This window comes from Fastidiosibacter lacustris, assembly GCF_003428155.1.
Classification (GTDB): Bacteria; Pseudomonadota; Gammaproteobacteria; order Francisellales; family Francisellaceae; genus Caedibacter; species Caedibacter lacustris.
In genome coordinates this window covers 44,177-58,147 of record NZ_QLIR01000006.1, presented here as the reverse complement: position 1 = coordinate 58,147, position 13,971 = coordinate 44,177, and the positions used below count along the sequence as shown (strand labels likewise).

Annotated in this window: 9 protein-coding genes; 3 read left to right on the top strand and 6 right to left on the bottom strand. The window is 36.8% G+C overall.

All coding sequences use genetic code 11. From position 1 onward, the window contains the following. Nucleotides 1-36 precede the first annotated feature (36 nt). The 6 genes from htpG to DNJ77_RS04350 all read right to left on the bottom strand — a co-directional run bounded on the left by htpG (nt 37) and on the right by DNJ77_RS04350 (nt 9,269). Nucleotides 37-1,929, bottom strand: a complete 1,893-nt coding sequence (htpG, locus tag DNJ77_RS04375) for a molecular chaperone HtpG (protein ID WP_116963784.1) — start codon at nt 1,927-1,929, stop codon at nt 37-39. A 153-nt stretch (nt 1,930-2,082) separates the two neighbouring features. After that, a complete protein-coding gene (gene polA, locus DNJ77_RS04370) occupies nt 2,083-4,791 on the bottom strand; it encodes a DNA polymerase I (protein ID WP_116963783.1) in 2,709 nt (902 codons plus the stop codon). A 247-nt stretch (nt 4,792-5,038) separates the two neighbouring features. Beyond that, nucleotides 5,039-6,250 (bottom strand): cell division protein FtsZ, encoded by a 1,212-nt coding sequence (gene ftsZ, locus DNJ77_RS04365; protein WP_116963782.1) that lies wholly within the window; start codon nt 6,248-6,250, stop codon nt 5,039-5,041. Between the two features lie 42 nt (nt 6,251-6,292). Next, entirely contained in the window at nt 6,293-7,528 is a 1,236-nt protein-coding gene (ftsA, locus tag DNJ77_RS04360; protein ID WP_116963781.1) for a cell division protein FtsA, read from the bottom strand. A 116-nt stretch (nt 7,529-7,644) separates the two neighbouring features. After that, nucleotides 7,645-8,364: a cell division protein FtsQ/DivIB gene (locus DNJ77_RS04355; RefSeq protein ID WP_116963780.1), complete on the bottom strand. Its 720-nt coding sequence runs from the start codon at nt 8,362-8,364 to the stop codon at nt 7,645-7,647. Next, a complete protein-coding gene (locus DNJ77_RS04350; protein ID WP_116963779.1) occupies nt 8,361-9,269 on the bottom strand; it encodes a D-alanine--D-alanine ligase in 909 nt (302 codons plus the stop codon). The genes DNJ77_RS04355 and DNJ77_RS04350 overlap by 4 nt, the downstream gene beginning before the upstream one ends. 189 nt (nt 9,270-9,458) lie before the next feature. Here DNJ77_RS04350 and DNJ77_RS04345 point away from each other — a divergent pair, with 189 nt between their 5' ends. The 3 genes from DNJ77_RS04345 (at nt 9,459) to hisS (ending at nt 13,965) form a co-directional block, all read left to right on the top strand. Beyond that, nucleotides 9,459-11,831 carry an MMPL family transporter gene (locus DNJ77_RS04345; RefSeq protein ID WP_116963778.1) on the top strand — a complete coding sequence of 791 codons (2,373 nt, stop codon included), beginning with the start codon at nt 9,459-9,461 and terminating at the stop codon, nt 11,829-11,831. 165 nt (nt 11,832-11,996) lie between these two features. Next, nucleotides 11,997-12,578, top strand: a complete 582-nt coding sequence (locus tag DNJ77_RS04340; RefSeq protein ID WP_116963777.1) for a tetratricopeptide repeat protein — start codon at nt 11,997-11,999, stop codon at nt 12,576-12,578. Nucleotides 12,579-12,693: 115 nt separating this feature from the next. Further along, nucleotides 12,694-13,965, top strand: coding sequence for a histidine--tRNA ligase (gene hisS / locus DNJ77_RS04335; protein WP_116963776.1), 1,272 nt, complete (start codon nt 12,694-12,696; stop codon nt 13,963-13,965). Nucleotides 13,966-13,971 lie beyond the last annotated feature (6 nt).

Sequence of the window (13,971 nt, the reverse complement as noted above, 5' to 3'; positions counted from 1 at the left end):
TTGCTGCAATATTTCTGATTTTTGATTATTCTAAAATTAAGCACAAAGATACTTATTCACAAGCCCAACAAAACTTGCTGGATCTTCAAGCTGAGCACCTTCTACAAGAAGTGCTTGTTGATATAAAAGGTTTGTCCAATCTGCAAACTGAGCATCGTCTTGTTCATCTTGTAAATGCTTAACCAACTGATGTTCAGAGTTGATTTCTAAAATTGGTTTGCCCCCCATACCTGGCATCATCGTTTGTCCTGCATCTGCCATCATTTTTTGTAAATGCATGCTCATGCCATAATCATTAACGACGATACAACTTGGTGAGTTTGTTAAGCGCTTAGAAATGCGAACGTCTTCTACTTTGTCTTTGAGCACTTCTTTCATCTGTTTAATTATGCTTTCAAACGCTTTTTGTGTATCTTGTTGATGCTTTTTGTCTTCTTCTGAATCTAACTCACCCAAGTCTAAATCGCCTTTGGCAACAGATTTAAGCGTCTTACCATCAAATTCACTTAAATGCGAAGTCATCCACTCATCAACACGATCACTTAATAACAACACTTCAATGCCTTTCTTACGAAAAACCTCTAATTGCGGGTTATTTTTTGCAGCATTAAAGCTTTCTGCCGTGACATAATAGATATACTTTTGGTTTTCTTGCATACGTGAGACATAATCTGCCAATGACACATCTTGCTCAGATGTATCTTTATGTGTTGATGCAAAACGCAATAAACTTGCTATTTTTTCTCTATTTTCATAGTCTTCAGCAGGTCCTTCTTTCAACACTTGACCAAATGCTTTCCAGAATTTTGCATATTTTTCTTTATCTTCTTCTACCATTTTCGATAGCATATCAAGCACTTTCTTTGTCGTTGCTTTTTTAATCTTATCAATCACTTTATTATGCTGTAAAATTTCACGAGAAATATTTAATGGTAAGTCATTGGAGTCAATTACACCTTTCACAAAACGTAAATAAGACGGTAGTAACTGTTCATTTTCCATGATAAATACACGCTGAACATAAAGGTGCAAACCTGATTTACGCTCACGATCCCATAAATCAAATGGCACACGCTCTGGCAAGTACAATAAGCTAATATATTCAAGATTTCCTTCTACTTTATTATGTGACCAAATCAGTGGGTCAGTAAAGTCATGCGAAATATGCTTATAAAACTCTTTGTAATCTTCATCGGAAATATCCGCTTTTGAGCGTATCCACAATGCTTTTGCTTTGTTAATGGTTTCCCATTCTTCTGTCTCTTTAGCTTTACCTTCTTCATCATATTCTGTTTTTAGCATTTGGATAGGTAAAGAAATATGATCAGAATACTTCTTGACGATTTGGCGTAATTTCCAATCATCTAATAAATCATCTTCACCTTCTTTTAAATGAAGGATGATTTCCGTACCTCTTTTATCTTTAGTAATATCCTCAACTGTAAATGAACCATCCGCTTTAGATTCCCAGCAGACCGCTTGATTTGCATTTAAGCCTGCTTTACGAGAATTTACAGTAACTTTGTCAGCAACGATATAAGCAGAATAAAAGCCCACACCAAATTGACCAATCAATTGAGAATCTTTACTTTGATCTCCTGTTAAAGCTTCTAAAAATTTTTTCGTCCCAGACTTAGCAATCGTACCCAAATGTTCAATAGCCTCTTCACGCGATAACCCAATTCCATTATCTGTGATTTTGATTGTTTTAGCCTCTTTATTGAAAGCTATTTTGACTTTAAGATCAATGTCATTTTCAAAAATATCAGCATTGTGTAATGCTTCAAAGCGCAATTTTTCTGCTGCATCTGAGGCATTTGAGATAAGCTCTCTTAAGAAGATTTCACGATTTGAATAAAGTGAATGAATCACTAACTGTAATAATTGTTTGACTTCGGTTTGAAAATCATAAACTTGCTTTTCAGACATATAAACTCCTCTTTGGGTTTGTTTTATTTCAAATTTCAACCGCAAACAAGTGGGTATTTAAATCATTATTTCAAGGATAAAGTTTTGAATAATTTTAAAGCCTCTCTATTATGTAGTTAAAGCCTAAAAACCACGTTTAAACTTGTAAAGTTGCTAATGTGCTTCATCCCAATTGCTACCAACGCCAACGTCAACGATTAATGGCACACGTAACAGTGCAGCTGATTCCATAAATTGTTTAATTTCTTTTGTCACATCTGCTATTTTTTCTTCTTTGACCTCAAAAACAAGCTCATCATGCACTTGCATTAGCATTTTAGTGTCTATCTTGTTTGTTACTATCCACTTATCAATTAAAATCATTGCTCGCTTAATAATATCTGCCGCTGATCCCTGCATTGGTGCATTAATTGCCACACGTTCTGCCCCACGTTTTTTTGCCATATTCCTAGAATGAATGTCTGGTAAATATAAGCGTCTACCAAATATGGTTTCAACAAAACCATGTTGTAAAGCATACTCCTTGGTCTCATCCATATAGCGTTTCACTCCAGGATAACGTGAGAAATAAACGTCAATATACGCTTGTGCCTCTCCTCTTGGAATACCCAATTGTTTGGCTAAACCAAATGATCCCATACCATAAATTAGACCAAAGTTTATGGCTTTTGCTTGACGACGTTGTTCAGCAGTGACTTGTTCAGGCTTAATCCCCAGCGTTTCTGCAGCCGTTGCTTGGTGAATATCCAAGCCTTGTTGAAAAGCTTTTAATAAGTTTAGATCTTGTGAGAGATGTGCCATGATTCTAAGCTCAACTTGAGAGTAATCAGCTGCGACAATTTTATAACCTTTTTCTGCAATAAAAGCTTGGCGAATCTCACGTCCTACTTGTGAACGAATTGGAATATTTTGTAAGTTAGGATCAGTTGACGATAGCCTTCCTGTACTAGTTATTGCTTGCTGGTACGAAGTGTGTACTCGTCCAGTTTTAGCATTAACCATTAAAGGTAGCTTATCGGTATAAGTCGTTTTGAGTTTAGTTAAATGGCGATGCTCAATGATGAGCTTTGGAAACTCATAAATCTGAGCTAATTCTTGCAGCGCATCTTCAGCCGTTGAGGCTTCTCCTGTTGGCGTTTTTTTCAGTACAGGTAGATCCATTTTATCATATAGAATTTCTCGTAACTGTTTAGGCGAAGATAAATTAAACTGAGTACCCGCATATGCTATACACGCCTCTTCAAGCTGAGCAATCTTGACACTTAATAACTGACTTTGATCATGCAAAAGCTTGATATCTATTTTAACTCCCGTGCGTTCCATATGATCGATAACAAAGCTTACAGGAAGCTCTTCTTCTAAATACAGTTTTTTCAAGCTTTCAGTTTGTTGTAATAAGGACCATAATACTTCATGTAAACGATATGTAATATCAGCGTCTTCAGCAGCATAAAAACCAGCCTTAGCAATATCAATTTGATTAAAGGTAAACTGCTTCTTCCCTTTTCCCGCTACATCCTCAAAACTCATGGTCGTATAGTGTAAATAATGTTTTGCTAATGAATCCATATCATGACGCGTTGCTAAACTATTTAATACATAAGACTCAAGCATTGTGTCATATTTCACACCTTTAACCGTTATTCCAACATTGGCTAACACCTTAAGGTCAAACTTTGCATTCTGGGCAATCTTTTCAATTTTATCGTTTTCTAAAATTGGCTTTAATCTCGCTATAACATCATTAAAGTCTAGTTGTTTTGGCACACCTTCATAATCATGCAAAAGTGGAATATAAACGCCATGATACGACTTTAATGAAAAAGAAATTCCAACAAGACGGGCATTAAAAGTATCAAGTGAATCTGTTTCTGTATCAAAAGCAAATAAGTTTGCCTTTTCAAGATTTTCACACAATACATCAAATTGAGTCAGGTCCAGAATAATTTTATAATCTAATTTTGATGGCTTTTCTATACTTGTGTTGTGTTGGATGTTATCATCTGCCTCATACTTATCTAACTCACGCAACCACCCCTTAAATTCATAGTGCTGAAAAGCTGTTCTAAGGTAATGAATATCAGGTGCTTTACGCTGTATATCATAAGCTGTATAAGGTAAATCAAGGTCACATTTAATCGTCGCAAGCTTATAAGATAATGGTAACAAATTTAAGTTCGCACGCAAATTTTCACCGACTTTTCCCACCAATTTATCAGCATTAGCAATCACGCCACCAATATCATGGTATTCCTGCAACCATTTAACTGCTGTTTTAGGACCGACTTTGGGGATACCTGGAATATTATCAGAAACGTCACCCACTAGCGCCAGATAGTCAATGATTTGATTGGGTTTGACACCAAACTTTTCAACGACTTTATTTATATCAGTCGTTTCATTTTTCATCGTATCCATAAGCGTAATATGTAGATCGACAAGTTGTGCCATATCCTTATCACCAGTTGAGATAATAACCTCGTAACTTTCTTGTGCAAATCGCTTCGCAAGTGTGCCAATTACATCATCCGCCTCAACACCCTCCACAATAATAAGTGGAAAGCCCAATTTTTCGACTAATTCATATACGGGCGAAATTTGAGCACGTAACTCATCTGCCATTGCTTTACGATTAGCTTTATATTCTGGATATAAACCATGGCGAAAGTTTTTACCTTTAGCATCAAATACAACTGCAATATAATCTGTTTGTAATTGCTCAGGTAATTTTTTAAGCATATTGATTACACCAAATATCGCACCTGTGGGCTCGCCTAGGCTATTGGTGAGTTGTGGTAAGGCATGAAAAGCACGAAAGAGGTAAGACGAGCCATCAACAAGGACAATTTTTTTATCTGACATAATGTTTACTTTTTTGAAAAAAGATCTCTTATGATAACGTATCCTTTCTATGTGGACGATGCTTTTTCATAAGAAAGTTCTGTACATGGGGAAGAATATGTTAGTCAGTTTTGACAAAAACCAATTCAGGAACTACTTAAATTAAAAAATCATCGTGCACAGAGGTAAGAAAGTAGTTAGTAGCTTTCAAACTAAAACCATAAAAGTAGAACGTAATGACAAATCTAACATTGGGTACTTTAAAAACTTAATCCGCTTTGCGACGCAAAAAGGTTGGAATATCTAAATATTCGTTATCTGAATCAGCTGAAAGCTTTTGCTCTTTTTCTGATGTTGGTGTTGCTTCTGCCGATGGAGCTTGACGTCTTAATGTATTTGAGCTTGTTACAACATTATCAACGTGTCCTTTAGATGCTTGTGAGAATGACACACTTTGACGTGAATACGGACTTGCTGATCTATGCATCCCGGATGCTCCACTACTGACAAAAGATGTTTTATCACTTGTTTCAAGACCAGTTACTACGATTGTGACGCGCAACTCATCTGACATCTCAGTGTCGATTACTGTACCAACAACAACTGTTGCCTGATCTGAAGTAAATGCCTTAATCACATCTCCAACTTCCTCAAACTCACCAATCGACATATCCATACCAGCTGTGATATTAACAAGCACACCTTTTGCCCCCGCCAAATTTACATCTTCCAACAATGGACTTGCTACCGCTGCTTCTGCTGCTTCACGAGCACGATTTTCACCAATTGCCGTTGCTGTTCCCATCATTGCAACGCCCATTGCTGACATCACGGTTCTAACATCTGCAAAGTCAACGTTGATGAGTCCTGGGCGCGTGATAAGCTCGGCTATACCTTGTACTGCTCCTTGCAACACGCCATTTGCGGCTTTAAAAGCATCTAATAAACTAATATTTTTCCCTAATACACTTAGTAATTTTGAATTGGGAATAGTAATTAATGAATCAACACTTTGAGATAATTCACTGATACCATATTCTGCTAATTGCATCCTGCGGCGCCCCTCAAATGGGAAAGGCTTAGTCACAACTGCAACAGTTAGAATACCCATTTCTTTAGCTACTTCTGCTATAACAGGAGCCGCACCAGTTCCCGTGCCACCACCCATTCCGGCGGTAATAAATACCATATCTGCACCGTCTAATGCTTGCTGAATACGTGCACGATCTTCTTGTGCTGCACGCTTACCTACCTCTGGGTTTGCACCAGCTCCTAAACCTTTCGTAAGCTCACTGCCTATTTGGATCACATTGCGTGCACTTGAATTCTTCAAAGCCTGTGAATCAGTGTTAGCACAGATAAATTCGACACCTTCTATGTTTTGCGATAACATATGCTCAACTGCGTTACCACCGCCGCCGCCAACGCCAATCACTTTAATCACTGCGTTATCTGTTAGCGACTCTGAAATTTTAAACATTATTTGCTCCTTTAAATTATAACAATATTCAATATCTAAAAATTAAAAATGTTTACCAAACCAACCTTTCATTTTATGCCATACACCGCCATTTTCTGAGCTGTCATCATACGCAACTTGCCCTTCCTCTGCTTGGATATGACTATACATAAGTAAACCAACGCCAGTCGAATGCACGGGATTATGTAACACATCCTGCACTCCTGTTATATTTGTGGGACCACCTATACGTACTGGCACTTTAAAAATTTCTTCTGCCAATTGCGCAATGCCTTTCATCTTGGCAGCCCCCCCCGTTAACACAAGCCCTGCTGAGATCAATTCTAATAAATTATTCTTATCGAGGGATTCATAAATCAAACCAAATAGCTCTTCCGTACGCGCTTCAATTACACCGGCTAATGTTTGCAATGGCACACGCCTAGCCAAACGATCTGCTAACCCTGGAATTTCAATTGCATCATCTGATTTAACGAGATTACTCATCGCCGAACCATATTGCACTTTAATACGCTCGGCCGTATCTGTTGCAACCCTTAAAGCATGTGCAATATCACTGGTAATTTGACTACCTGCAATTGGAATGACTGATGTATGTTTAATGGCACCTTCAACAAAAACGGCGACATCCGTGGTACCTGCACCAATATCGACTAAACACACACCTAACTCTTTTTCATCGTCAGTTAATACCGAATAACTAGAAGCTAGTTGCTCAAGCACAATATCTTGCACTTTGATACCACAACGATTGACACATTTTTTAATATTTTGCACTGCACTAGAGGATGCCGTTACCATATGTACTTTCGCTTCTAAGCGTACACCAGACATACCAAGTGGTTCTTTAATTCCATTATGATTATCAATCATGAAGTCCTGATACAAAATATGTAGTATTTCTTGATCTGCTGGCATGGGTACTGCTTTTGCGGATTCAATTACACGATCTAAATCACGTTGTGATACTTCAGCGTTTTCAATAGCAACAACACCATGTGAATCAAAACTACGAATATGGCTACCTGCGATACCAATATACGCTGATTTTATGCTAAATCCGCATACATCTTCAGCTTCTTGCACTGCTTTTTGAATAGCTTTAACCGTTGCATCAATATTAACGATAACACCTTTCTTAAGCCCTTTTGAAGGCTGAGTTCCAATACCAATGATATTAAGCTCTACATCTTCATTTACCTCAGCCACCAAAGCAACAACTTTCGATGTTCCGATATCAATGGCACACAATATTTTCTTTTCCACGACCTCAGACATAATCTAAATACTCATTTTCATTTTGGCATTTTGCAAGATTCAAAAATAAACTGCCGTATAATGTAACATAAATTCGGTAAAACTGAATCTTGCTTATATGGTAATCGTGTATTTTTTTAATCTATTTTTTTATTTTCAATTGGTTTTACAAACCTAACCGCAAACCCGTTTTGATAACGCATATCAATTGATTCAATTTTTTGTGACTCAGGTATGGCTATATTTTGATAATTTTCCAACAACTGTTTAAATTTATTTTCTATATTTTTACTGCCCAACCAAACATTTACCTCATTGTCTAAAACAACTTTCCATTGATTACCCTGATAAAGTATTTGCTTAATCACACGTTGATGCGCTTTTGAGATGTCTTGCAACTTTTGATACCTATCTACAATCAGCGGGATATCCCCTGGATCACCATTAAAAGTCGGCAAACTGAGTGTTTCTGACAAGTATTTAGGCGTAATTATCTCATTATTTTCTAATAAAATTTGTTTTGACGTGTTCCAATAAGCTTGCGCTTTATACTCTGTTAATTCAATCAACAGCTCATTTGGCCACTTTTTTTGTACCTTAATATTTTTTATCCCAGGATAAGATCGCAGGGTTGTCTCAATCTCCTTAACACTCAACATCCACCAAGTATCCTTTTGAAAAGGCTTTATTAAGTCGATGATCTGTACTTTAGATATATAACCTAGCTCACCTTTAGCAAGAACATTGACTTGCTGTAAATGCGCACCATATTGTTTAAACACGAAATCAAAGCCTAACACGACTCCAACTATAATGACAATAAAACAGAAAAGCTTAAAATATAAGCGTAACCTCATAACGAGCTCTCAAGGATCTTCAATACCAACATTTCAAAGCTCCAACCATACTGTTTTGCGGCTTGTGGCACTAAGCTTAAGTTAGTCATTCCTGGTACAGTATTGGCTTCAATCAAATAAAGCTGATTATCAGGTGATAGCATGAAATCAACTCGCCCCCAGCCACTACAACCCAAGGCAACAAAAGCTTTTAATGCGAGCACTTTGATTTCATCTTCTAGGATTTTAGAAATACCACTTGGGCAATGGTAGCGGGTCCCCGCAGATTTTGTATATTTTGCTTCGTAGTTATAGAACTCAAGCTTAGGTTCAATCCAAATAGAAGGTAAAGCGATATTATCGACAATTGATACTGTCAGCTCTTTGCCGATAATCCATTCCTCTGCCATAACCTCACCATATTGAGCAGCATCTAGATAAGCTGCTTTAAGCTCACTTTGTTGATTTACACGATGTGTTCCAACGCTTGAACCTTGTGCCACTGGTTTGATCGCCAAAGGATAATTTAACCCATTCACATTAATCTTATGATCAATAATCTTTGCCTTGGGAGTGGGGAATCCTTCTGCCTGCCATAGCTTTTTGGCTCGCATTTTGTCCATTGCTAGAGCGCAACCCAAGGTGTTTGACCCAGTATAAGGGATATCAAGCTCATGCAACAAAGCTTGAACATGCCCATCTTCACCATCACCCCCATGCAGCATAATCAAGCAACGATCAACGTTTTGTTCGGTCAATATATTGACTAATTTATGCCCTGTTGCATCAATTGCTACCACATCAACACCTTGATTTTGCAAAGCTTCTATTACTGCTATGCCTGAACGCAAAGACACTTCACGCTCCGCTGAGTCCCCGCCATACAAAACAGCAACTTTACCAAATTTTGCTTTTACGTTAGCCAAGCTTATCTCCTTATCACGTCATTTGGCTACGTATGTTAGTAAGATTAAAGCAATTTATCTAGATCTATCTCTCTTCAGTTATAAACGCCGTTTATTATATTCAAAATATTTTACGACCAATACAGGGACTGTCTTTTACTCTATTTAATGACATAATGGTAAAACTTCACTGATAAAAACAATAAATAAATGCCTTACTTGAAACAAAAGCACGAGCAACCTCATTTTTTATATCGACTTTGGCTATGGCTAATTTTAAGTATTTCTGGTCTTATTGGCTTCATTGTTTTAGTTGCATGCGGGCTACCGATTAATACCAATATACTTTCCCTTCTACCTGGGACTGATCAATCTGGTACGACTCAACAGGCAGCAGAAGGCTTTGCTAATAACATGGGAAAACAAATTATTGTTTTAATTGGCAATCCAGATCAACAAAAATCGCTTGCGGCTTCCGATCTATTTACCTTACAACTCAAACACTCTGGCTATTTTGAAAGTATTATTAATGGGGTAAATAATGATGAACAACAAGCTTGGGCAAGCTTTTACTTTCCTTATCGATTATCGCTTTTATCCGCCAGTGAACTTAGACTCATTAAAGATCAAGGCTTTGATGAGATTGAAAATAAAGCCTTATTTAACCTATACAATCCGATTGGTATTACAAGTTCCAAACTCTTAGAAAACGATCCTTTCTCACTATTTCAAAACTATATTTTTTCATTACCCAAACCATCTAATCTCCTTGATTTACATGATAATCATTTAATGAGTAAAAACGATGGTATTTGGTACACTATGATCAATGCCACGCTCAAAGATGATAGTTTTTCACTAACAAATCAAAGCAACATCACTGCCCTGTTGACTCAAATAAAACAAGAAATCAGCGCTCAATTACCCAATACAAGTTATCTGATGACGGGTATGATTTTTTATGCCAAAGCAGGCACAGATAGTGCCAGACATGATGTATCAATTATTGGTATTGGCTCATTAATTGGCATTATACTTCTTGTACTTGTGAGTTTTCGCTCTTTATCGCCCTTGCTTTTAACACTTTTCTCAAGTGCAATGGGATTTGTTTTTGCCTTTGTTATTACTTATTTAGTTTTTGGTAAAGTATTTTTATTCACTTTGGTTTTTGGAGCAAGCCTTATTGGTATCTCTGTTGACTATGCCTTTTTCTACTACGCTGATCAACTTTACGGCGGCAAAGCCTGGCGGCCAAAACAAGGTTTAAAACGTATCTTTTCAGGAATTACGCTTGGTCTTATTAACATTGTCATCGCTTATCTTATTATTGCTGTTGCCCCTTTCCCAGGATTACGACAACTGGCTGTTTTTGCTATTAGCGGTTTATTTATGTCGTATTTAACGGTTGTGGCATTATTCCCATACTTGTTGAAACCTAAAAAGCACAGCACGATTCCCATTATTAGCACAGTTGCCAATTACTACCTTAAGTTTTGGCAAAGCCTTTCAATTCAAAAAATCATGCTTATCTATACTGCAATCATTATAATTGCTGTGATTGGCATCATACGTCTTCAAATAAATGACGATATTCGCATTTTAGAATCAACACCCATTTCATTAAAACAAAATGAACAACAAATAAAATCAATTATTGGCAGTGACGTAGGAACCAATTTCATTATTGTTACGGGTCGTTCCTCCAATGAGGTAATTCAGCATGAGCATGCTTTAATTGAAGTCATCAAACGTAAAAATACTACTATAAGCGAACCTGTTATTGCCATTAGTGAATATCTACCAGATATAGAAATACAAAAAGAGAATTACGATCTAGTGAGAAAATATTTCATTCAATATCGGCTATTAAACTTCTTTGCTCAAATTGGCGTAGACGAGATAAAAGCACATGCTATCCAGAAGTCACTTTTAGATATTCAATTTAAACCATTAACCATTGATGATTGGTTACACTCTACCGTGTCGCAAAAGTTACGATTTTTATGGTTAGGTCAGCAAGCACCAGGCAATCCACCTGAATATGCCTCTGTTGTGTTATTATCACAAAAACTTGATGTGAAAATGATAAAAAATATTTGTCAAGCATTTCCATTTGCAACTTTCGTCAACAAAGCAGATGATATCTCCAATGTATTTAAAACCTATAGACAATATATTAGTGTTTTATTTTTCAGTGTATTTATCGCCTTATTTTTACTGCTATTGATACGCTATAAAAGCTTTAAAAAAGCGTTTTGTTATTTCTTACCGCCCACCACAGCAGTGCTATTGAGCATTGCCACACTTGGATTGTTTTATATCCCCATGACTTTATTTAACGTTTTAGCATTAATTCTCGTACTTGGCATTGCTGTAGACTACGTATTATTTTTTGCCGAAACAAAATCAACAATAAATAGCACCATGCTTGCCGTTACCCTATCTGCCATTACCACTATTTTGTCATTTGGCTTATTAGCCTTTAGCCAAACGCCCGCCATTCATTACTTTGGACTATCAGTTTTTATTGGCATCACCACTGCGTTTTTACTTTCACCATTAGCGGCAAAGAAAGTTAAGTAAGTCAAAACGTGCCAGTCGTGAATTATTTTGCAGTATTTAATCACCAATGTTTTCTAGTGCATGAACAACCCTCATACTCATAACAGTATTCATCGCATCAGACCATTGCATCCATAGCAATTGTTTGCTTTAATGCAGCTTCACGTTACAATTAGGAGAAATCACATGGCTAAATATTATATTAATAAAAGCAGAATACTAATTACAACAGGTGTGCTTTTAGCAGGCTTGGGGTTTCAACTAGCGCATGCCTGTGTCTCTAAAGCATATAATGATGCTTATGCACTATTCAAACACGGGGAGTATGCTAAATCAGTACCTGCATTTACAAAACTGTATAATAACGGTTGCCCAACCTCACCGTTTTTCCTTGGCACCTATTACACCTATGGCATTGCTGTTAAGCAAAATTATGACACTGCAATTAAATATTTTGATAAATTCTTAGATGAAAAAAACCTTGTTCAACCAAGAGACTATCGAGCAAGCGTTTATCGTTCACTAGCACTGATTTATAAAGAAAAGAATCAGCCTCAAAAAGCTTTTGATTATTTAGTTGAGTCCGCTAAACTTGGAAACACAGAGTCAATGTTTCTTTTAGGTCGCTCTTATTTATCAGAAGATCAGCCATACCATACAAAAACAAACTTAAAAGAGGCCTTCTATTGGTTAAACAAAGTTGCTGTTTTAGGTAATATTGAAGCGATGAAACTGATATATCAACACTCATTGCAAAACTATGCTTAAGTGGTACAAAATCATTTGCCTTTAAAGACACCACATCTTCCCATCTAGAACCAACTAAAATACAATATCATCTCATAGCTGACATACTTAAATAAATGAGAAGAAGGTCACATCGATGTCTAAAATCCAAGCTGTTCGCGGCATGAACGATATTTTGCCAAGCGAAATTCACAAATGGCACTACTTTGAAAATATAGTTAAGAACTCATTACAACAATATGGCTATCAAGAAATTCGCTTACCTATTGTGGAAAAAAGTGAATTGTTTCACCGGGGGATAGGTTCTGGAACAGATATTGTTGAAAAAGAAACCTATGACTTTACTGATAGAAATGATGAAGCACTTACCTTACGTCCTGAAGGTACTGCTGGTTGTGTGAGAGCCATGATTGAACATGGACTTTTACGTAATCAAATACAAAAGGTATGGTACAATGGTCCCATGTTTCGCTATGAGCGTCCACAAAAAGGTCGTTATCGTCAATTTTATCAACTGGGTGTTGAAGTCTATGGAGCTGACAGCATCTCTCAAGATGCAGAGCTTTTAAGTTTAATTTGGCAACTATGGCAGGCTTTAGGCTTAAATCGACACGTTACACTGGAACTTAACAATCTTGGAACTACCGAAAATCGAATACAATACGTTAACGCACTTGTTGATTATTTAACACCATTAAAAGAGCAACTAGATCAAGATAGTCAACGTAGACTTACTAAAAATCCACTAAGAATACTCGATAGCAAAAATGAACATACTCAAAAGCTGTTAAACAATGCACCTAATTTAAACGATTTTATCGATAAGGATATCCAAGCTGAGTTTATCCACCTTGTTCATTATTTAAAAAACCTTGGTATCCCCATTAAAGTCACTTCTCGTTTAGTACGTGGCATTGACTATTACTCGCACACAGTGTTTGAATGGATCACCGATAAGCTTGGCGCACAAGGTACAATTTGCGCAGGTGGGCGCTATAATACGCTTGTTAGTGATTTAAATGGACCACAAACCCCCGCGGTTGGTTTTGCAATGGGAATTGAACGAATTATTCTTTTACTTGAAACATTAAACTTATTTCCACCCTCACCTGACGTCACAGATATTTATGTAATCTCTGATGAGCAATCCATTTTTGGTGCAATGCTCATAGTTGAGCAATTACGTAAAGCACACTCGGACCTTATTATCGAGTTAAATACTACATTCGGTAGTTTTAAATCACAATTTAAAAAAGCAGATAAGTCCAACGCTACACTAGCGCTTATCATCGCCGAAGATGAAATCAAAAGTAATAACTGCACCATAAAATTTTTGCGTAAGGAGCAAAATCAAGTAAGTATTCCATTATCGGAATTACATACCTCCATCATAGCGCTCCTAAATTGAAAGTAT

Coding starts and splice junctions, on each gene's coding strand:
- htpG (WP_116963784.1), bottom strand. CDS start 1,929: ATGTCTGAAAAGCAAGTTTATGATTTTCAAACCGAAGTCAAACAATTA.
- polA (WP_116963783.1), bottom strand. CDS start 4,791: ATGTCAGATAAAAAAATTGTCCTTGTTGATGGCTCGTCTTACCTCTTT.
- ftsZ (WP_116963782.1), bottom strand. CDS start 6,250: ATGTTTAAAATTTCAGAGTCGCTAACAGATAACGCAGTGATTAAAGTG.
- ftsA (WP_116963781.1), bottom strand. CDS start 7,528: ATGTCTGAGGTCGTGGAAAAGAAAATATTGTGTGCCATTGATATCGGA.
- DNJ77_RS04355 (WP_116963780.1), bottom strand. CDS start 8,364: ATGAGGTTACGCTTATATTTTAAGCTTTTCTGTTTTATTGTCATTATA.
- DNJ77_RS04345 (WP_116963778.1), top strand. CDS start 9,459: ATGCCTTACTTGAAACAAAAGCACGAGCAACCTCATTTTTTATATCGA.
- DNJ77_RS04340 (WP_116963777.1), top strand. CDS start 11,997: ATGGCTAAATATTATATTAATAAAAGCAGAATACTAATTACAACAGGT.
- hisS (WP_116963776.1), top strand. CDS start 12,694: ATGTCTAAAATCCAAGCTGTTCGCGGCATGAACGATATTTTGCCAAGC.